Raw genomic sequence first — 21,122 nt, forward strand, 5'->3', positions numbered from 1 at the left:
GGAGTCACGCGACCTCGCCTAGAAGGGCCAGAAGAAGCCCTTGTTCCAGTCCAGCTTGACGCAGACCGCCTGGTTGCCGACGAGCTTGGACAGCCACTCCCCGAAGTTGAGCGGCACGCACCATTGCGTGTTGTTGACGGGCGGCTTCGGCTTCGGCGGCGTCGGCTCGGCCGGCTTGGGAGTGGCGGCGGGCACGGCCGGGCTCGGTGCGGCCGGGCTCGGTGCGGCCGGGCTCGGGCTCGGCGCCGCCGGGCTGGGGGCGGCGGGGGAGGGGAGGGCCGGGGAGGGTTCCACGACGGGAACCTCCGGGGACGGGCTGACGGGAGCCGGCACCACGGGCGGCTCGACGGAGGGCTCGACGGACGGCTCGACGGGTACGTCCACTGGCGGGACGACGGGCGGCACGACCGGCGGGACCGACGGCGCCTGGGGCGTCGGGACCTGGGGGGTAGGGACCTGGGGGGTAGGGATCTGCGGTGTCGGGACCTGGGGGGTGGGAACGACCGGGGTCGGGACCACGGGCGTCGGGACCACGGGCGTCGGGATGACCGGCGTCGGGGTGGCCGGGGCGGGCTTCTGCGGGGTGAGGGCGTCCTTGAACGCCTTCGCGGCCTGCGGGTTCTGCTTGCACTGCCAGACGCCGTGCGGGCAGTAGTCGGTGATGGTGTGGTAGAGCGGCTTGTGCTGCGCGATCCACTTGAGCATGCGCCGCACGTACTCCGGATTGTCCCCGCGCCGGAACAGGCCCCACTCCGGGTACGAGATCTCCTTGCCGTGTGCCTTCGCGAAGTCCACGTGCTGCTGGAGGCCGTACGGCTGCGAGATCTGGTCGTCGAAGTCCTGCCCGGGACCCTGGTCGTACGAGTCCATCCCGACGACGTCCACCACGTCGTCGCCCGGGTAGCACTTGGTCCAGCCGATCGCGTCCGTCCCCCGGTTCGGGGCGTAGTCGAACTTGAACTCCTGACCGGGCACGGACCGCATCGTGGTGACGACGCGCTTCCAGTACCGCTTCCAGTTCTCCGGGTCGGGTCCGCAGCGGTGGGTGTAGGTGGTGCCGTTCATCTCCCAGCCCAGGACGATGACGGTGTCCGGAACGCCCAGGTCCACCAGCTTCTCGGCCAGCCGCTTGAAGTGCCGGTCGTGGTCGCCCTGCGCCCCCGCCCTGATCAGCCGCGCCACCTGACGGTCGGGCACCCGCTCCTCGTTGCGTTCCTGCATGGGCACGTTGAGGACGAACATCCGGTCGTCCTCCTCTTGGCGCCACTCGGCCCAGTCCGCGAGGAAACCGACGTTCCCTTCGATGCCGGCCCACCGGTCCCCGGGGAGATAGGTGTGTCCGACCCGGATCTCCTTGCCGCCCAGCCAGCGCGACAGGTACGGGATCCGGGCCACCCCCGACGGCCCGTAGTCGAGATAGGCGCCCATGGCGATGTCGGAGCCCTGGGGTGCTTCCTCGTCGGGCGCCGCGAGCGCGGCGCCGGTGGCCAGCAGTCCGGCCGTGACCGTACCGATGCAGGTGCTCGCCAGTCGGCGGCGTGGTCTGGGCATGGCGTCTCCCGAGCTTTCCTGAACCGGTGTGCTTATCAACGACGTTAGGCATCACATCCGATGAACGGCCTGTCCGGTGACCGCTGCGTAGGCCATTCGCAGGTGCGCACCACCCCCGCTTGGTCCGACTAGGTGAAAGACACCGTTTCCATGCACGCGTTCGCCAACCATGTGCCCGCCGTTCTGCTCAGACTCGATCGGAATCCGTTCCACCACGGAACCCTCGGCGCCGTCAGATCCCTTGGGCGCAAGGGCGTGGAGGTCCATGCCGTCGTCGAGGCCGGGGGAGGTCCCGTGAGGCGTTCGCGGTACCTGCGCGCGGTGCACCCCGGGCCGGTCGGAGGGCTCGACCCCGAGGCCCCGCAAGCCCTGCTGGACTGCCTCCTCGCCGTGTCCGAGCGGATCGGGCGCCCCGCCGTGCTCGTCGCGATGGACGACCTGAGCGCCATCGCGGTCGCCCGGATCGCCCCGTCGCTCGACGAGCGGTACCGGATTCCCCATCAGCCCGACGGACTGCCCGCGCGGGTGGCCGACAAGGCCGAACTGTCGCGGCTGTGCGCGCGCTGGGACATCCCGCACCCCGAGACGGTGATTCCGGCGAGCGGGGCCGAGGCGTCCGAGGCCGCGTGGCGGCTGGGGCTGCCGGTGGTGGCGAAGTGGAGCCGGCCGTGGCTGCTCCCGGCGGGCGAGGGGCTGCGGAGCACCACGCTGCTGCACAGCGCGGCCGAGGCGCGACGCCTGTACGAACGCTCGGAGCGGGCGGGCAGCCGGCTGCTGCTCCAACGGTTCCTGCCGGCCGGTCAGGACACCGACTGGTTCTTCCACGGCGCCTTCACGCGGGGCGGACATCCGCTGCTCGTGGGGTCCGGGCGCAAGGAACTGTCCTGGCCGGTACGGACGGGGCTGACGGCCGTCGGACGGTGGCTGCCGGATCCGGCGGTGGAGGAGGCGGGGCTGCGGCTCGCCGAACGGCTGCGCTACCAGGGGATCCTGGACCTCGACTTCCGCCGCGACGAGCGGGGCTGCTTCCGGCTGGTGGACTTCAATCCGCGTCCCGGGGCGCAGTTCCGGCTGTTCACGGACGCGGGCGGGCTGGACGTGGTCCAGGCGATGTACCTGGATCTGACGGGGCAACGGGTGCCGGCGCCCTCGGGCGGGCCGGGCCGGGTGTTCGTCGCGGAGAACTACGCGCTGCTCGCGGCCGTACGCGGACGCCGGCTGCCGCTCGCCCGGCGGCCGGCCCGGGGCGCGGCGCCCCGACCGCACGCGGCTCGGAACCCGTCCCCGGCGGCCGGTGCGGCCCCGGCCGCCGGCGGGCCCCGGGACGGGGTCGTGATCCCGGACCCGGCCCGGCCGGACCGGCCCGGCCGGGCGGCGGAACACCGGGTGGACCAGGGCGGCGCGGCCCCGGACCGGGCGACTGCGGACCGGGCGCCCGCGGACCGGGGTGACGGCGTCGGTGCGGAGTCCGTCGCCGCCGGGTCCGCCGCCCCGGTGGGGGACCCGGCGGCGCGGGAGCGGGCCCCGGGGGCCGGCGCTGCGCCCGGGCGGGTCGCGGCCGGGCCGGTGCGGGCCGGGCCGAGGGACCGACGCGCGGAGGTGGAGGCGGCCTGGTTCGCCTCGGACGACCTGATGCCGTTCGTCGCGATGGTCACCGCCTTCCTGGGCCGGGGCTTCGGCAAGGGGGCCCGGGTCCTTCGGGGCTTTCCCGCGCAGGGCCGGCGTACCGCCCGGGCCGTGGTGCGCGCTCCCCGCCAGCGCGGCCGGGAACAGGCCTCGGAGGGTTCCGGCGGACCGGCCGCGCGCCCGGTCCCGCCGGGGGCGGCCGAACCGGACGAGCTGGTGATCCGGTGACGCGCCTCGCCTCGGGCGGGCCCGCCCGAGGTGTTCGGCCATGACAGCGGGGGGACAGCGATGACACGGATGGACGACCTCGTGGTGGTCGGCGCGGGGCCGTACGGGTTGTCGATCGCGGCGCACGCGGCGGCGGCCGGACTCCGGGTACGGGTGCTGGGGCGGCCCATGGCGTCATGGCGGGACCACATGCCCGAGGGCATGTACCTGAAGTCGGAGCCCTGGTCCTCCAACCTCTCCGCGCCCGGCGGCCGGCACACCCTCGCCGACTACTGCGCGGGCCTGGGCGTGCGGGCCGAGCACGGCGCGCCGCTGCCGATCGGCACCTTCAGCGCGTACGGGCTCTGGTTCGCCGGGCGGGCCGCACCCGAGGCGGAGGAGGTGACCGTCACCGAGCTGGCCCCGCAGGGGGACGGCTTCCGGATCAGGACCGCGCAGGGGCCGCAGCTGTACGCCCGTACCGTCGCCCTGGCGGTGGGGGTGATGCCGTTCGTGAACTTCCCCGAAGCGCTGCGGGAGCTGCCGCCCGCCCACTACTCGCACAGCAGCGGCCACCGCGACCTGGCCCGGTTCGCCGGCCGGGAGGTCACGGTGCTCGGGGCCGGGCAGGCGGCCCTGGAGACGGCGGCCCTGCTCGCGGAGGCCGGGGCGCGACCGTGTCTGGTGGCCCGGCGGACCCGGCTGAACTGGAACACCGTCCCGCAGCCCCTGGAACGGACCCGGCTGCGGTCCCTTCGCGACCCGCACAGCGGTCTGGGCACGGGATGGCGCAGCTGGGTGTGGTCGGAACTGCCGTGGGCCGTGCGCCGGCTGCCCTCGACGACCCGGCAGCGGATCGCCGCCACGGCGCTGGGGCCGGCAGGCGCCTGGTGGCTGCGGGACCGCTTCGAACAGCGGGTACCGGTGCTCCTCGGCCACCAACTGCACCGGGCGGTCGCGACGGGCGACGGGACCCGGCTCCAGCTGACCTCCGCGACCGGGGAGCGCGTCGTCCTGGACACCTCGCACGTCATCTCGGCCACCGGGTTCGCCCCCGACCTGCGCCGTCTGGTCCTGCTCGACGCCGGGCTGCGGACCGCGCTGCGGACGGTGGGCGGTGGCGGGACGCCCGAGCTGAGCGCGGGCTTCGAATCCTCGTGGCCCGGGCTGTTCTTCGCGGGCCTGTTGACGGCTCCCTCATTCGGCCCTTCCATGCGATTCGTGCACGGTGCGGGCTTCACGGCGGGGAGACTGGTGAAGGGAGTCCTGGGGAGGCTCGGCACCCGGGGGCGACTGCCGGGTTCCACCGTCGGCGACCGGCTCGACCGGGCCGCCGCCGGGCACCCCGGGACGTATCCGCGGTGAGGCGCATCCGCGGTGGGACGTGTTCACGGTGAGAGGCGAGAGGGGTCGCGATGGGCACGGAGCGAGCACAGGGCGGCCGTGGCTGGGTACGCATCCCCGCCAGCCGTGCGGAACAGCCGCCGGGCCGACCCAAGGGCGGATCCTTCGGACCCGGTGACCAGTCCACGATCTACCTCTCCCTCCTGTCGCGCTGGCGAGAGGCCGGACGCACCCTTCCGGGGCATCCTGACGAAGAGTGGGAGCGGCTGATCTCCCAGCCGTACTGGCCGGGCCGTTAGGTGGTGTGACGCGTGGCAGCGGCGGAGCGACCCGACAGACCCGACGGACCTGACAGGCCCGGCAGCCCCGACAGCCCCGACAGGCCCGCGCCGGACGGGCCGGACGGCGGCATTGCGGTGACCGGCCCCGGGGAGCGGCTCGCGCTGAACGGCATGGGCAGCTTCGACTGGGACCTGGGCGCGGGAACCCTGTCGCTCGACGAGGCCGGCCTGGTCGTCTTCGACCTGGAGCCGGAGGAGTTCGACCACACCCCGGAAGGCCTGGGCCTGCGGATTCCGGCCGATGACAGCGCGCGGCTCGCGGACACCGTGGTCGGAGTGCTGGACAGCGGTGAGGAGACGTACGGCTCCTACTTCACGGTGCGGCGCCGCGACGGCCGCGACCAGTGGACCCACACCCAGGGGCGGGTGCTGCGCGCCCCCGACGGCCGGGCCCTGCGGATCGTCGGCATCGTCCGGGACGCGACGGCCGAGCTGGCCCACCTCACGGTGCTGCGGAAGCTGGAGTCGGCCCGCGCCCAGCAGGCCACCATCGTGCAGCGGACCACCGAGGCCCTCTCGCGCGCCGTGACCGTGGACGACGTGACGGCCACCCTGACCGGCACGGGAGCCCTGGAACGGCTCGGCGCGGACGGGCTCGCCCTCGGACTGGTCGAGAACGGCGCCATCAAGATCATCGCGTTGAGCGGGGAGTCCCTGGAGATCCTCAACGAGCGCAGGTTCACCCGGCTGGACGGTTCGCTCCCGCTGTCGCAGGCGGTGCTCAGCCGCAAGGCGCGGTTCGTCACCTCGCTCTCCGAGCTGGCGGCCGAGTTCCCGATGTTCACCGACTACCTGAACCGGATCCACTACGACGCGGCCGCCTACCTGCCGCTGATCGCGCAGGCCAAGGCCATCGGCGGGCTGGTCCTCTTCTACAAGCGGCTCAGCGAGTTCAGCCCCGAGGAACGCAACCTCTGCCTCGGCCTGGCCGGCATCGTGGCCCAGTCGCTCCAGCGGGCCCTGCTCTTCGACCAGGAACGGGAGTTCGCCACCGGCCTCCAGGCGTCGATGCTGCCGCGCCGGATCCCCGACATCACCGGCGGCGAGATCGCGGTCCGCTACCACGCCGCGTGGAGCGGGCGCGAGGTCGGCGGAGACTGGTACGACGTGATCGCGCTGCCCCGCGACCGGGTCGGCATCGTCGTGGGCGACGTACAGGGCCACGACACGCACGCCGCCGCCATCATGGGCCAGCTGCGCATCGCGCTGCGCGCCTACGCCGGGGAGGGCCATCCGCCGTCCACGGTGCTGGCCCGGGCCTCCCGCTTCCTCGCCGAACTCGACACCGAACGCTTCGCGACCTGCATGTACGCACAGGTGGACCTGGAGACCGGCGGGGTACGGGCGGTCCGCGCGGGTCACCTCGGACCCCTCATCCGGCACACGGACGGCCGAACGGGCTGGCCCAACGTCCGCGGCGGCCTGCCCCTCGGACTCGCCTCGATCTTCGAGCAGGAGGAGTTCCCCGAGACCCGGCTGGACCTGGTGCCCGGGGAGACCCTCGTCCTGTGCACCGACGGGCTCGTGGAGGAACCCGGCACCGCCATCACCCAGGGCATGGAGGCGCTCGCCCACGCCGTCCGCAGCGGACCCCAGGAGGCCGGGGCGCTCGCCGACCACCTCTCGGACCGGCTCTGGGAACGGTGGGGCTCCGGCGACGACGTGGCCCTGCTCGTGCTGCGCCGGGCTCCCGACCCGGGCACGCACCGGGCGCCCCGCATCCACCAGTACATCCACCAGGCCGACCCCGAGGGGCTCTCGGAGGCCCGCTACGCCCTGCGGCAGGCCCTGCGCGACTGGGGCATGGCGGAACTCGCCGACGACGTGGAACTGGCCGCGGGCGAGCTGCTGGTCAACGCCCTGCTGCACACGGACGGCGGAGCGGTGCTGACCATGGAGGTGCTGCCGGAGCCGGTGCGGCGGATCCGGCTGTGGGTCAAGGACCGCTCCAGCGTGTGGCCCCGCCGGCGCACCCCGGGTGAGTCGGCCACCACGGGGCGCGGGCTGCTCCTGGTCGACGCCCTGGCCACGCACTGGGGAGTGGAGTCCCGGGGCGACGGAAAGGCCGTCTGGTGCGAGTTCGACGCCGGCGGCGGGCGGCGAAGCACGGAGTGACCGGACGGTCACCCCGAGTTGTGGCCGGCCGGAGGGAGCGCGATGATGCCGCCATGGAACGGATTCTGCTGTGCGCCGCCTGAACAGGGGCGCCGTGACGGGCATCCTGGCCCTGCTCCTGCTGGCGGCCGGCGTGCCGAAGGCCGTGGACTGGACGACGGGGCGCCCGCACTCGGACCCCGGCTGTCAGACGGTGGCGTTCATGTCGATGACCGGTGTCGCGCCGGAGTGCCGCTGACGGCGTGGATCCGGTAGCGGCGGCTACCGGACCGGACCGAACCGGACCCTGGGCTGAACCGGACCCCGGACCCCGGACTGAACCGGACCCCGGGCCCCGGACTGAACCGGACTGAACCGGACCAACCGGGCGGTGCCGGCGTCGGGATCACCGGTGGTCGAACACCTCGATGTTCTTGCCGTCCTCGGCGAGGGTGTCGATCGAACGAGGCATCAGCCCGGAGAAGTGGACCTCTTGGAGCTGCGCCACGGCCTCGGCGCGACCGGCATGCAGGCCGGGCGTGAAGCGCACCGAGCCGCGCGCCTCCCAGCGGTGGCGCTCGCCGTCGCAGCGGGCGTCGCCGGCGGCGACGGTCAGGCGGATCCCCTCCTGGATGACGGTCGCCTTCACCTGAACCGCCCCCCTGGGTGACGCGCCCTCGCAGCGGTAGGCCCCGGAAAGGGTGACGGAGCCGTCCTCGGTGATGTGGGCGTAAGGCCGGACGGAAATCTCCTGGTTGAAAACGGTGGCGTTCGCCGGAGCGGTGAATACCGAGGCGGCGGCCAGTGCGGAGAGCGCCGCGAGAGCCATTCGACGGCCGGACGTGACCATTTTTCCTCCAGTGGGAATCGGGTGGCGGGATACCGCCGGAACGCATTCTGGCGGCAGTTGGCGGGCAAGTCGCTCCGCACACTCGTGTCGGTGTGTGCAATTGCCCGCTCGGGCGCGTGAAACTGGCCGGAATGCTTCCCCGCCCCGAAGATCCCCGAAGGGATCCCGCATGCGTCAGCCCGCTTCCGTCCTCGCCGCCGCCGCCCTCCTGCCCCTCCTGCTGATGGGCGCCACCGCCTGCCAGAGCGTGCCCGAAGGGGCCGCCGTGGCCCCCGCGGCCGTCCCCGCCGTCCCGGTGGACGACGGGGTGCCGGACACCGACGGCGACCCGGCCGCACCGGCCCCGGCGGTGGTGCCGGCGACCGCGAAGGACGCTCGTGTGGGTGACTCCGTACGGGTGCAGGGCCGGCAGGTGGGCCGACACCTCCAGGTGGTGCTCAACGCGTACGTGGACCCGGCCGTCAGCGTCGAGAAGAACTTCGCGCCGGCCGCCGGGAAGCGCTGGGTGGCCGCCTCGATGTCGTTCGTCAACGTGGGTGGAGCCTCGTACGGTGCTCTCGGGCGCATGTGGGCGTACGACGGCGCGGGGCGTCGCCACCCGGTGGTGCCCACCGGCGAACTGACCACCGGCAAACCCCTCGTCTTCGATTCGCTGGAGGTCGGTGAGCGGGCCGAGGGATGGGTGGTGTTCGAAATTCCGGAAAGCGCTCGCATCGTGCGGCTCCAGTACCAGGACGCGAACATGCAGACGAATTCCGGAGGGGGATTCTGGGCCGTATAGCCCGCTCGGGTGAAAGGCCGTGAAGGGGGCGGGCGAGAGGCCACTAAGGTGCGGCGCATGACTTCCACCCAAGCCGAAATCGACCGGTCCCAGCTCGGCACCCTTTCCGTGCTCGCCTGGATCGGCGACCCCTCCGAGGGTCACGACATCCCGTACCTCCTCGCCTACACCCTGGGCGACGGCCCGGGCGGCAAGGAGGCCGGCGAGGCGGCCGCCCGAGGCCTCCTGGAGGAGATCGGCCTGCCGATCGGGGACGTGGTCATGGACGGCACCCTCAAGGCGGCCACCTTCCCGGTGAAGATCCTGCTGGCCGACCACCAGATCGCACTGACCCTGCCCGGGCTCAACGCCACCTGCACCGCCCCGCCGGAGTGGGTCGCCGCCGCCAACGAGAGCGGCCAGGCCTACTTCCTGTTCGCCACGCGCGCCTGGCCCGAGGCCGTCCCCGGCCGGCCGGTCTCCGCGGACGTGCTCCAGGCCTTCGCGGGCGACGAGGAAGTACTGACCAGCAGCGCCCACTGCGTGCTCACGGTGCAGAGCCTGCGCGGCTGACACCGCGCGGGCGCCACCGCCCACGTCTCCGGCCGCCGGGCTCCCAGCCCGCCCGGTGGCCGGTTCCGTCTCCGGCGTCCCGTGAAGCCGCGACGGCCGGACGCGGTAGCCGTCAGGGTCGGCCGAGGCAGCCGTCAGGGCTGGTCGAAGGCGAAGCGGAGCGAACGGACCCGGTTGTCGAAGTTCGACCCCGCCAGGTCGGGCAGGCCCACCGCGCGCAGTCCCACCGGCCGGGTCAGCAGTTCGCGGAACAGCGACCTCATCTCCACCCGGGCCAGATGCGCCCCCAGGCAGAAGTGCGGACCGCCGCCGCCGAACCCCAGATGCGGATTGGGCGAGCGGGTGATGTCGAAGGCGTCGGGGTCGGGGAAGACCGCCTCGTCGCGGTTGGCGGAGGCGTAGTACAACACCACCTTGTCGCCGGGCGTGAACAGGTGCCCGCCCAGGGTGTGTTCGGCCGCCACCGTGCGACGGAACTGGATGATCGGCGTCGAATGACGGATCATCTCGTCCACCGCGCCGTCCGCATACGTCTCGAAGTCCGACAGCAACAGATCGCGTTGGTCCGGGAAGTCGGTCAGCAGGGTCAGCCCGTGCGTGATCGCGTTCCGGGTCGTTTCCACGCCGGCCACCATCAACAGTGAGAAGAACGCCCCGAGTTGCCGGGCGCCCAGGGCCTGGCCGTCCACGTTGGCGCAGACCAGCGCCGAGATCAGGTCGTCGGTAGGATTCCTGCGCCGCTCCCGCCCGATGCCCGCGACCATCCGCTGCATTCGGGCCAGCGCGCGCAAGCCGCGCCCCGGCATCCGCAGCCGGGCGGCCAGGCCCCGCTCCACACCGATGTGTTCGGAGGCGTGGTTGACCCGGTCCGCGATCTCGGCCCGGTAGCCCTGCGGGATGCCCATCATGTTGCAGATGACCTCCAGCGGCAGGCGGGAAGCCACCGCCGAGACGAACTCGTCGGGCCGCTCGTCCAGCACGTCGTCCACGATCCTGGCCGCCACCGCGTGGATGTCCTCCTCGGCCGCGGCCAACAGGCGCGGGGTGAAGGCCCGCTGCACGACCTTGCGCAACCGCGCGTGGTCGGGGCCGTCCAAGTTGACCATCGAGTCCCCGAACAACGCCCGGACCCAGCGCGGCGGCTCCGGCGTCGTCACCCCGGGCGCGCTCGCGAACACCTTGGGCAGCCGGCTCGCCTCCTGCACGTCCGCGTGCCGCACCAGGGCCCAGTGGCCCCGATCCCTGCCCTCGGCCACGTACACCGGGGAATCGAGCGCCCGCAGCCGGGCGAAGGCCGCCAGTCGGGCCTCGGGAGGCAACTGCCAGAAGGCCGGATCGGCCAGCTCGGACCCGGGCCCGTCTCCGTACCGCTGTGCCGGAACCGTCATGTCCGCACCTTCTTCCTTCTCGTCGGCAGCACGCCGAATCGCCCCCGACCGTCCTCACGCACCAGAACGCGCCCGCTCGGCCAAGGTCACGCCCGCCGCCACCGTGGCGCAGGCCACCAGACCGACCCACAGCACCGCGTGCTCGCCGGTCCAGGCGCACGCGAGGACGGCCGCCGCCGAGACCGGGAGCACCAACTGCTGCGCCATGCCCCGCTTGAAGTGACGGGAGTGCAGGAACCACACGAAGAGCAGGAACAGCGCCGCCGGGACGGACACCGAGAGGTTCGCCGCCAGGTCGGAGATGTGCGCCTTGCCCACCGCCTGCTCGATCGCCACCTCGATGCCGGCGCCGATCGCGGCCGCCGACGCCAGGATCACGAAGTGTCCGTAACCCCAGGGGATGGCATCGCGGTTGGTGCGCAAGCCCTCGTGCACGGGCACCGCGAAGTAGATCCACCAGGCCGCGAAGACCAGCAGCAGACCGCCCGCGGCGATCGGCAGCAACTCGCCCAACGCCTCGTGCTCGTCGATGGCCGACTGCACGGCGACCGTGCTGGCGGCGATGGTCTCGCCGAGCACGATGATGGTGAACAGGCCGTACCGCTCCGCGATGTGGTGCGGATGCCACGGTGTCTGGTGACCGTGCTCCGCGATGACCGGCACCGCCAGCTCCGCCACCACCATGACCAGGAACAGCCACTGCCGAGCGCTCTCGGGGGCCAGGAGCAGCGCCGTCCAACCCGCCTGGCAGATCAGCAACCCGACCGCGTAGGTGATCGCGCAGCGGCGGGCCGGACCGCGCTCCCCGGCGGCCGCCCGCAGCCACTGGAAGGTCAGCGCGATGCGCATCACCAGATAGCCGATGACCGCGACGGTCCAGTCGTTGTCGTTGAAGGCGCGCGGGATCCCGGCCGAGTAGACGAGTACCCCGGAGATCTGCACCAGGGTCGCGATCCGGTACGGGATGTCGTCGACGTCGTAAGCGGAGGCGAACCAGGTGAAGTTCATCCAGGCCCACCACACCCCGAAGAACACGAAGAGGTAGCCGGCGATGCCGCTGCCCACATGGTCCTCGGCCAGGGCGTGGACCAGTTGGCGCCCCGCCTGCGCCACGCCGACCACGAAGCACAGGTCGAAGAAGAGCTCCAGGGGAGTCGCGGCGCGGTGGCCTTCGTCCCGGCTCCGGGCGGTCATAGGTACGTAGGTCATACCGCCCAGCACACCAGCCGCGCGCGGGTCGGCAGGCGAGGCGCGCGGCCCGCGGCGCCCGCGTACCCCGGGCGGACTCGTCGGGCGAGGCTGCGCGCCGGCTCTCGAAGCCGCGGCTGTCGAGGCCCGGCCTGTCGAAGCAGCGAGGAACCCGGGGCATCGAGCCCCGGAGCTTCGAACCCCGGAATCGGTGGTGGAGCGGCGGTCCTTGGTCCGGTGGCCGGAGCGACCAACGCACTGTGGGAGAGGGGACCTTCTTCCGTCGCCCGCGGTGCGTTCTCCTCTGACGCGAGCCCCCCGGCCCGACGGAACCTGGATGGGTCAGGACCATCAGGACTCCTTCGGTCCCCACCCCCAGCACCCAGGACACGCCATGAGCATCGCCACGCAGGAAGCGCGTTCGGCGACCGGACGCACACAGGCGCCGGACCCGGCGCAGTACCGCCCGGGCCGCCCCATCACGGACTGGACGCCCGAGGATCCGTCCTTCTGGCAGTCCACGGGGAAGAGGGTGGCCACCCGCAATCTGTGGATCGCGGTGCCGGCGCTGCTCGTGGCCTTCGTGGTCTGGCAGGTCTGGAGCATCACGGCGACGAACCTCAAGGACGTCGGCTTCGGCTTCTCGCAGTCCCAGCTGTTCTGGCTGACCGCCGTACCGGGGATCACCGGCGGCACCGCCCGGATCTTCTACACCTTCCTCGGCCCGAGGATCGGGCAGCGCCGCTTCACCGCGCTGTCGACCGTCGTCCTCATCGCGCCGCTGCTCTGGCTCGGTTTCGCGGTGCAGGACACGAGCACCTCGTACACGACGATGGTCGCCATCGCCGCGCTGTGCGGCATCGGCGGCGCGAACTTCTCCTCCTCGCTGTCCAACATCGGCTTCTTCCATCCCGAGCAGGAGAAGGGCAACGCGACCGGAATCAACGGCGGTCTGGGCAACCTCGGTGTGTCGGTCGTCCAACTGCTGACCCCGATCCTGATCACCTCCTCGGTCCTGGCGATCGGTGCGGGCCAGAAGAAGGCGAACGGCTCGGAGATCTACCTCCAGAACGCGGCGTTCGTGTGGGTCCCGGTCCTGATCGTGCTCGCGGCGATCGCCTGGTTCGGGCAGAACGACCTGAAGGTGGCCTCCACCCCCTTCAGTCGGCAGAAGGTCATCTTCAAGCGCAAGCACACCTGGCTGATGACCTGGCTCTACGTCGGCACGTTCGGCTCGTTCATCGGCTTCGCGGCGGCCCTGCCGCTGCTGATCAAGACCACCTTCCCGGCGTACTCGGTGGCGACCTACGCCTGGATGGGGCCCGCGCTGGGTGCGCTGGCGCGCTGGGCGGGCGGTTGGATCGCGGACAAGCTGGGCGGCGCCCGGGTGACGATCCTGTCCTTCGCGGGAATGGCGCTCTCCATCATCGGCGTGATCACCTTCCTGCCGGTCGGCTCCGACCAGGGGTCCTTCCAGGGCTTCTTCCTCTGCTTCCTGGCGGCGTTCTTCTTCTCGGGCATCGGCAACGGGTCGACCTTCCGGCAGATCCCGGTGATCTTTCGTGGGCAGCACCTGAAGGGCCTCGCGGAGGGCACGCCCGAGCACGCGGTCGCGCTGAAGCGGGCCGAGATGGAATCGGGGGCGGTCACCGGATTCACCGCCGCCATCGCCGCCTACGGGTTCTTCTTCATCCCGGCGATGTTCGCCAACTTCGCGGTGACGAGCGCGATGTGGGGCTTCGTGGGCTTCTACGCCGGCTGTGTGATCGTGGCCTGGTGGTACTACGCCCGCAAGGGCGCTGAGGCCCCCAGCTAGTGCTGTGACCGCACCGGGCTCCACCCTCCGAGGCCTTCGAGGCCTTCGATCCCACCGGCCCCACCCCCGCGCTCCGCGCCCGGGTGGGGCCGGACACCGTCGCGGGCGGCCGCGCGGACGGGCCGCGCCGGGCGTCCGGGCGCCCGGGGCCGCGCCCCGGGTCCCGCGTCCCACAGGCCGGTGGGGTCGGATCGGAACGCCGCCCCCGGCAGCCACCACCAGGATTCCCCCGCCCAACGCGTTCGTGCTCGACATGTCGGTCCCCCCATCGCCCCGCGGTCCGCGCCGAACCGCTCCTCCATGCTGCCGGGGACGGTCCGGGTCGTGCCCCGGGCTGTCCACAGGCCCCGCCCGAAGTCGGATTGTCCGACTGCGCCAGAGGTCCGCCAGGTCTCACGCGACCCCCGCCCCACGCGCTATTTGTGAAGACTTTCACAAGCGATCAAGGGTCTTTAGGCCTCCACGAACCAGCAGGTCAAATGGGGTGTACTCGGGGTAGGCCGGCAGGCGGCGGGACTTTCGGGCCTCGGCCCGGGACCAACGCGGGCCCCAATGATCGATCAAAAGGCGTGCAATGGAGGCGTACCAGCAATGAGGCGACTCGGAAGGTGCCGGCCATGACTGCCACCCCTGTGGAGAGCGCGATGGAGAGCACGAGGAACGTCGGAGCCTGGGAAGGCTTCAAGGGCGGCCTGTGGTGGGACGCCATCGACGTCCGCGACTTCATCCAGCGGAACTACACGCCGTACGAGGGCGACGACTCCTTCCTCGCCGGCCCCACCGAGCGCACCACCGCCGTGTGGAAGGCGATCACGGACAAGTTCCCGGAGGAGCGTGAGAAGGGCGTCCACGACGTCGCCCACGACATCCCCTCCACGATCACCGCCCACGCCCCCGGCTGGATCGACCGTGACAAGGACCTGATCGTCGGCCTCCAGACGGACGCCCCGCTCAAGCGCGCGATCATGCCGTACGGCGGCTGGCGCATGGTCGCCGGCGCCCTGGAGACCTACGGCTACCCGGTTTCCGAGGAGCTGGAGAAGGTCTTCACGGACTACCGCAAGACCCACAACGCCGGTGTCTTCGACGCCTACACACCCGAGATCCGCGCCGCCCGCAAGGCCGGCGTCGTCACGGGCCTCCCGGACGCCTACGGTCGCGGACGCATCATCGGCGACTACCGCCGGGTCGCCCTCTACGGCGTGGACCGCCTCATCGCCTTCAAGAAGGAGGAGAAGGAGGAGCTCAACGACCTCCCCGCGGGTGACCGCCCGCTGGAGGAGACGATCCGTCTGCGCGAGGAACTCTCCGAGCAGATCCGCGCCCTCGCCGAGCTCAAGGCGATGGCGGCCTCCTACGGACACGACATCTCGGGACCCGCCACCACCGGCCGCGAGGCCATCCAGTGGCTGTACTTCGCCTACCTGGCCGCGGTGAAGGAACAGAACGGCGCGGCCATGTCCCTGGGCCGCACCTCCACCTTCGTCGACGTCTACCTCCAGCGGGACATCGAGGCCGGCCTCCTCACCGAGGAGCAGGCCCAGGAACTGGTCGACGACTTCATCATCAAGCTCCGCATCGTCCGTTTCCTGCGCACCCCGGAGTACGACGAGCTGTTCTCCGGCGACCCGACCTGGGTCACCGAGTCGATCGCCGGCATGGGCGAGGACGGCCGGCCGCTGGTCACCAGGACCTCCTTCCGCTACCTCCAGACCCTGTACAACCTGGGACCGGCCCCCGAGCCGAACATGACGGTCTTCTGGTCGCCCCGACTGCCCCAGGGCTTCAAGGAGTTCTGCGCCCGCGTCTCGATCGACACGTCCTCGGTCCAGTACGAGTCCGACGAGCTGATGCGCCCGCGCTTCGGTGACGACACCGCCATCGCGTGCTGCGTGTCGGCGATGCCGGTCGGAAAGCAGATGCAGTTCTTCGGCGCCCGCGTGAACCTCGCCAAGACCCTGCTCTACGCCATCAACGGCGGACGCGACGAGAAGTCCGGCGCCCAGGTGGGGCCGGCCACCGGCGCCGTCACGGCCGACGTGCTCGACTACGACCAGGTCATGGCCAAGTTCGACGAGCAGATGGAATGGCTCGCGAGCACCTACGTCCACGCGCTCAACGTCATCCACTACATGCACGACAAGTACGCCTACGAGCGCATCGAGATGGCGCTCCACGACCGTGACGTGCGCCGCACCATGGCCTGCGGGATCGCGGGCCTGTCGGTGGCCGCCGACTCGCTGGCCGCCATCAAGTACGCCGAGGTCACCGCTGTGCGCGACGAGAGCGGACTGGTCACCGACTACACCATCGACGGCGACTACCCGGCCTTCGGCAACAACGACGACCGGGTCGACGCCATCGCGGTGTGGCTGGTCGAGGAGTTCATGCGGAAGGTGCGTCGACACGAGACGTACCGGGGCGCCGAGCACACCCAGTCGGTGCTGACCATCACCTCGAACGTGGTCTACGGCAAGAAGACCGGCAACACGCCGGACGGACGCCGCGCCGGAGAACCGTTCTCCCCGGGCGCCAACCCCATGAACGGCCGCGACACCCACGGCTACGTCACCTCGGCGCTGTCGGTCGCGAAGCTCCCGTACGAGGACGCCGAGGACGGCATCTCGCTGACCAACACCGTCACCCCCGACGCGCTGGGCCGCACCCCCGAGGAGCGGATCGGGAACCTGGCGGGCGTCCTCGACGGCTACATGGCCGTCGACGGCTTCCACATGAACGTGAACGTGCTCAACCGCGACACGCTCATGGACGCGATGGAGCACCCGGAGAACTACCCGCAGCTGACCATCCGCGTCAGCGGTTACGCGGTGAACTTCGTCCGTCTCAGCCGTGACCAGCAGCTCGACGTGCTGAACCGCACCTTCCACGGCGCGCTCTGAAGCCCGATCGAGCGCCCCGACCGAACCGCCCCGTAAGGGCCGCCCCCGACCGCCCGGACACCGGGTCGGCATTCGATTGCGGAGCACCTGTCATGACCGTCCTCCTCGGTACGAGCATCCCCGCCGAAGTCGCCCACGCCCTCCCGACCGGACCCGGCGGTTCCGCCGCGGGCCGGACGCCGGCCGCCGCCGCCACGCAGCGGCCGAGCGAGGGTTCGGTGCACTCCTGGGACCTGTCCACCGGCGTCGACGGCCCCGGTACCCGCTTCGTGACGTTCCTGTCCGGTTGCCCGCTGAGCTGCGTGTACTGCCACAACCCCGACACCATGCGGATGCGCAACGGCAAGCGCACCTCCGCCGAGGACGTCCTCGCCGAGGCACGCAAGTACACGAGGTTCATCGAGGCCTCGGGCGGCGGCGCCACCGTCTCCGGTGGGGAGCCGCTGCTCCAGCCCGTCTTCGCGGGCGAGCTGCTGCACCGGATGAAGAACGAGCTGGGGCTGCACACCGCCTTGGACACCTCGGGATTCCTCGGGGCGCGGGCCACCGACGCGCTGTTGCGGGACGTGGACCTGGTCCTGCTGGACGTCAAGTCCTGGAACCGGGACACCTACCGGAAGGTCACCGGCCGCTCCCTGGAGCCGACCGTGGAGTTCGCCCGACGCCTCGCCGACCTCGGCAAGGAGGTGCACCTGCGGTTCGTCCTGGTTCCCGGGCTCACCGATGCCGAGGAAAACATCGAGGGGGTCGCCTCCTTCGCCGGTTCCCTCGGCAACGTCTCGCGGGTCGACGTTCTGCCCTTCCACAAGCTCGGCGAGGCCAAGTGGGACGCGCTGGACATGAAGTTCACCCTCCACGACACCCCCTCGCCCACCGCGGAGCAGGTCACCGTGGCGAAAGCGATCTTCTCGGCCCAGGGGCTGACCGCCGTGTGAGTACGCGGGGGCCGACGGCTGCGGCAGCGGACGACGCCTCACCCGTACGGCCCATCAGGAACCGGTACAGAACGGGCTGAAATTACACAGACCGCCTAGCGTGGTGCTGTGTCCGAGCCCTCAGATGTACGCGCCGCAGCGCCGCCGCCTCCGCCGACCGAGGCGGCGGCGCCCGCACACCCGCCACCGGCCGAGCGGTCCGTCACCGCACGGGCCACCCTGGCCGGCACCGTCGTATCGCTCCTGCTCGTCATCGCGATCGTGCTCGGCAGCCGTCTGCTGCGCGACTTCGACTCCGCCCTGCTGCCGTACGCCGTCGCCACCGTCTTCCTGGCCTTCGGCGTCGCCTACCGGTACACCGTCTGGGTCTCGGCGCCCGGAGCGCGCCGGCTCTTCAAGAAGGGCTTCGGCAGCTTCTTCTCAGCGGAGAACTTCCGCAAGGCACCCACCGCCCTGCCCCGGATGATCGCCACCTACCTGGGCTTCCAGAAGTTCCTGGGCGCCCGCTCGCGCGCCCGTTGGATCGCCCACCAGCTCATCTTCTGGGGCTGCGTCCTCGCCGCGCTGATCACCTTCCCGCTGACCTGGGGCTGGTTCACCTTCACCGCCGACAGCGGCTCGGGACCCGGCTACGAGATGCGGATCTGGGGCATCAAGGTCCTCGGCTTCGACTCGCTGAACGTCCTCGGCTGGCTGATGTTCCACGGCCTCGACATCGCCGCCGTCCTGGTCATCCCGGGCGCCTCGTACTTCCTGTGGCGCCGGATGAAGGACCGCGGGGCCATGACGGGACAGCGGTTCGCCTACGACCTGCTCCCGCTGCTCTGCCTCATCGTGATCTCCGTGACGGGGCTCCTGCTGACCTTCTCGTCGATCTTCCTGCACGGCGGGGGCTACGAGTTCCTCGCCATCCTGCACATGGTCTCGGTCGTCTTCACCCTGATCTACATCCCCTTCGGGAAGTTCTTCCACATCGTCCAGCGCCCGGCCGCCGTCGGCATGCAGCTCTTCAAGTACACCGCCCGCCGGGACGACCAGGTCTTCGCCTGCAAGCGCTGCGGGGAGCCCGTCGACACCGCCCCGTACGTGCAGAACCTGCGCGGCACCATGCGTGACCTCAAGCTCGACTTCGACGCCTGGGCCGAGTACTGCCCGCGCTGCAAGCGGATCCTGCGCGGAAACGCCTACCTCTCGCACGTCAAGAAGGGCTTCAAGTGACCGCGACGGACCCCGCCAAGGCCGTTCCGCGGCCCGTGCCCGTGCCCCTCGACCCCTCGATCACCCCGCCCGGGACCCGCAACTTCCGGGACGCCGGCGGCATCCCCGCCGACCGGTGGCACGCCGACCAGAACGGCGAGACCCTCGTCCCCACCCACTGCTGCTTCTGCGGGGTGCAGTGCGGGATGTACCTGCGGGTCGACAAGGGCGGCAAGGTCTTCGGCGTGGAGCCCCGCAACCACGACATCAACCGGATGCGGCTGTGCCCCAAGGGCATCAACGCCTACCAGCAGGTCAACCACCCCGACCGGCTCACCTCCCCTTTGATGCGCCGCTCACGGGACGAGGAGTTCAAGGAGTGCTCCTGGGACGAGGCCCTGGACTTCACCGTCTCCGAGATCCGCCGCATCCAGCAGACCCACGGCAACGACGCCTTCGGGCTGCTCGGCGGCGCCAGCCTGTTCTCCGAGAAGACCTACCTGGTCGGCAAGTTCGCCCGGGTCGCACTGAAGACCAAGCACGTCGACTACAACGGCCGCCTGTGCATGGTCAGTGCCGCAGGCGCCAACAAACTCGCCTTCGGCATCGACCGGGCAGGCAACCCCTTCTCCGACATCCTGCTCAGCGACTGCCTCCTCATCGCCGGGTCCAACGTGGGGGAGTGCTTCCCCGTGATGACCCAGTACCTGTGGGGCGCACGGGACCGGGGCGCCTCGCTCATCGTGATCGACCCGCGCGAGACCGCCATCGCCCGCACCGCCGACATCCACGTCGCGCTCAAGCCGGGCACCGACTCCGCCTTCTTCAACGCCGTGCTGCACGTCGTCATCGCCGAAGGACTCGCCGACGAGGCCTACCTCGCCGCCCACGCCACCGGCTGGGACGCGGTCAAGGCGACCGTCCAGGAGTACCCGCCCGCCCGCTCCGCCGAGATCTGCGGAGTGCCGGCCGCGCAGATCGTCCAGGTGGCCCGTGTCTTCGCCGGCGCGGACAAGGCCATGGCCTGGCACGCCCGCGGCATCGAGCACCACTCCCAGGGCGTCGAGAACTGCCTGTCCGTGATCAACCTGTGCGTGGCCACCGGGCACATCGGCAAGCCCGGCGCCGGCTACGGCACCATCACCGGCCAGGGCAACGGTCAGGGCGGCCGGGAGCACGGCCAGAAGTCCGACCTGCTGCCCGGCGGACGCTCCATCACCAACCCGGAGCACCGCCGGCAGATCTGCGCGATCTGGGGCATCGAGGAGTCCGAACTCCCCGGCGCCGGCACCTCCATGATGGAGATGGTCTGGCAGATGCAACGCCGGGAGATCCGGGGCCTCATCGGCATCTGCAACAACCCGTTCGTCTCCCTCCCCAACTACGCCGTGGTCAAGGACGGGTACGACACCGCCGAGTTCCACGCCCAGTTCGACTTCTTCCTCTCCGAGACCGCGGCCAACGCCCACGTCGTCTTCCCCGTCACCACCTGGGCCGAGGACGAGGGGGTGATGGCCAACGCCGAGGCCCGGGTGGTCAAGCACAACAAGGCCCAGGAACCCCCCGCCGGCGTGCGCACCGACACCTGGGTGATCTGCGAACTCGCCCGCAGGCTCGGCGCCGGGAAGCACTTCGACTTCCCCGGCTCCCGCGAGGTCTTCGAGGAACTGCGCGTCGCCTCCGCCGGCACGGTCAACGACTACTACGGCATCACCTACGACCGCCTCGACGAGACCGGTGGCATCGCCTGGCCGTGCCCCACCACCGAACACCCCGGCACCCCGCGACTGTTCGAGGACGGCCGGACCTACCACCCCGACGGCAAGATCCACCTTCAGGTCGTGGAATGGCATCCGCCCATGGACGCCTACACCGAGGAGTTCCCCCTCTCCCTCACCACCGGCCGCACCGTCGCGCACTTCCTCTCCGGCAACCAGACCCGCCGCCTCGGCGCCCTCGTCGAACAGACCCCCCGCCCCTGGGTGGAGGTCCACCCCTCGCACGGCTTCCGCACCGGCGACCCGGTACGCGTCGTCACCCGCCGCGGCAGCGAGGTCTTCCCGGCCCTGGTCACCGAGGCCATCCGCCCCGACACCGTCTTCATCCCGTACCACTGGCCCGTTCCCACGGCCGCCAACGCCCTGACCATCGACGCCCTCGACCCGCGCTCGAAGATCCCCGAGTACAAGGTCTGCGCCGCCCGGATCGAGGCCGCCGAACGCATCGACGAGGTGCCCGCACCACCCACCCCTCCGGGACGCGAGGCCTACCCGCAGGCCCAGGTCTCCCGCACCGACCCCCTGCCCCCCACCTCCCCGCAGGGACGTGGCACGGCGGAGAGGAGCTGACCCC

General features: G+C 71.3%; 15 protein-coding genes. 11 read left to right on the forward strand and 4 right to left on the reverse strand.

The genetic code is table 11. The annotated features are described in order from the left end of the window. Positions 1 to 18: 18 nt before the first annotated feature. Positions 19 to 1,551, reverse strand: a complete 1,533-nt coding sequence (locus ACIRO3_RS20680; RefSeq protein ID WP_404138737.1) for a glycosyl hydrolase — start codon at positions 1,549 to 1,551, stop codon at positions 19 to 21. Between the two features lie 294 nt (positions 1,552 to 1,845). Between ACIRO3_RS20680 and ACIRO3_RS20685 the strand changes: the two genes are divergently transcribed. From ACIRO3_RS20685 to ACIRO3_RS20700, 4 genes are all read left to right on the forward strand, one after another. Continuing rightward, on the forward strand, positions 1,846 to 3,405 hold the full coding sequence (locus ACIRO3_RS20685) for an ATP-grasp domain-containing protein (RefSeq protein ID WP_404138740.1): 1,560 nt from the start codon (positions 1,846 to 1,848) through the stop codon (positions 3,403 to 3,405). 69 nt (positions 3,406 to 3,474) lie between these two features. After that, on the forward strand, positions 3,475 to 4,749 hold the full coding sequence (locus ACIRO3_RS20690; protein WP_404139075.1) for an NAD(P)-binding domain-containing protein: 1,275 nt from the start codon (positions 3,475 to 3,477) through the stop codon (positions 4,747 to 4,749). Positions 4,750 to 5,180: 431 nt separating this feature from the next. Next, complete coding sequence (locus ACIRO3_RS20695; RefSeq protein ID WP_404139078.1) at positions 5,181 to 7,184, forward strand: SpoIIE family protein phosphatase; 2,004 nt, start codon at positions 5,181 to 5,183, stop codon at positions 7,182 to 7,184. A gap of 70 nt (positions 7,185 to 7,254) precedes the next feature. Further along, complete coding sequence (locus ACIRO3_RS20700; protein WP_351749977.1) at positions 7,255 to 7,422, forward strand: hypothetical protein; 168 nt, start codon at positions 7,255 to 7,257, stop codon at positions 7,420 to 7,422. Positions 7,423 to 7,569: 147 nt separating this feature from the next. Here the strand turns inward: ACIRO3_RS20700 and ACIRO3_RS20705 are convergent, their stop codons facing one another. After that, positions 7,570 to 8,013, reverse strand: coding sequence for a DUF6299 family protein (locus tag ACIRO3_RS20705; RefSeq protein WP_404138743.1), 444 nt, complete (start codon positions 8,011 to 8,013; stop codon positions 7,570 to 7,572). 169 nt (positions 8,014 to 8,182) lie between these two features. Between ACIRO3_RS20705 and ACIRO3_RS20710 the strand changes: the two genes are divergently transcribed. Together ACIRO3_RS20710 and ACIRO3_RS20715 are read left to right on the forward strand one after the other, a co-directional pair. Next, positions 8,183 to 8,794, forward strand: coding sequence for a DUF4352 domain-containing protein (locus ACIRO3_RS20710; RefSeq protein WP_361785884.1), 612 nt, complete (start codon positions 8,183 to 8,185; stop codon positions 8,792 to 8,794). 57 nt (positions 8,795 to 8,851) lie between these two features. Next, positions 8,852 to 9,346, forward strand: coding sequence for a DUF5949 family protein (locus ACIRO3_RS20715; RefSeq protein WP_361785881.1), 495 nt, complete (start codon positions 8,852 to 8,854; stop codon positions 9,344 to 9,346). 134 nt (positions 9,347 to 9,480) lie between these two features. Here the strand turns inward: ACIRO3_RS20715 and ACIRO3_RS20720 are convergent, their stop codons facing one another. Next, positions 9,481 to 10,734 (reverse strand): cytochrome P450, encoded by a 1,254-nt coding sequence (locus tag ACIRO3_RS20720; protein WP_404138747.1) that lies wholly within the window; start codon positions 10,732 to 10,734, stop codon positions 9,481 to 9,483. A gap of 54 nt (positions 10,735 to 10,788) precedes the next feature. After that, complete coding sequence (locus ACIRO3_RS20725; RefSeq protein WP_404138750.1) at positions 10,789 to 11,943, reverse strand: low temperature requirement protein A; 1,155 nt, start codon at positions 11,941 to 11,943, stop codon at positions 10,789 to 10,791. Positions 11,944 to 12,316: 373 nt separating this feature from the next. Here ACIRO3_RS20725 and ACIRO3_RS20730 point away from each other — a divergent pair, with 373 nt between their 5' ends. From ACIRO3_RS20730 to ACIRO3_RS20750, 5 genes are all read left to right on the forward strand, one after another. Then, positions 12,317 to 13,738 carry a NarK family nitrate/nitrite MFS transporter gene (locus ACIRO3_RS20730; RefSeq protein WP_404138752.1) on the forward strand — a complete coding sequence of 474 codons (1,422 nt, stop codon included), beginning with the start codon at positions 12,317 to 12,319 and terminating at the stop codon, positions 13,736 to 13,738. A 617-nt stretch (positions 13,739 to 14,355) separates the two neighbouring features. Further along, positions 14,356 to 16,638, forward strand: coding sequence for a formate C-acetyltransferase (gene pflB, locus ACIRO3_RS20735; RefSeq protein WP_404138755.1), 2,283 nt, complete (start codon positions 14,356 to 14,358; stop codon positions 16,636 to 16,638). A 92-nt stretch (positions 16,639 to 16,730) separates the two neighbouring features. Next, positions 16,731 to 17,573, forward strand: coding sequence for a pyruvate formate-lyase-activating protein (gene pflA, locus ACIRO3_RS20740; RefSeq protein ID WP_404138758.1), 843 nt, complete (start codon positions 16,731 to 16,733; stop codon positions 17,571 to 17,573). Between the two features lie 108 nt (positions 17,574 to 17,681). After that, positions 17,682 to 18,791 carry an MFS transporter gene (locus ACIRO3_RS20745; RefSeq protein ID WP_404138760.1) on the forward strand — a complete coding sequence of 370 codons (1,110 nt, stop codon included), beginning with the start codon at positions 17,682 to 17,684 and terminating at the stop codon, positions 18,789 to 18,791. After that, positions 18,788 to 21,118: a molybdopterin oxidoreductase family protein gene (locus tag ACIRO3_RS20750; protein ID WP_404138763.1), complete on the forward strand. Its 2,331-nt coding sequence runs from the start codon at positions 18,788 to 18,790 to the stop codon at positions 21,116 to 21,118. The genes ACIRO3_RS20745 and ACIRO3_RS20750 overlap by 4 nt, the downstream gene beginning before the upstream one ends. Positions 21,119 to 21,122 lie beyond the last annotated feature (4 nt).

The sequence above is a fragment of the Streptomyces sp. NPDC102278 genome (genome assembly GCF_044766345.1).
GTDB lineage: Bacteria > Actinomycetota > Actinomycetes > Streptomycetales > Streptomycetaceae > Streptomyces.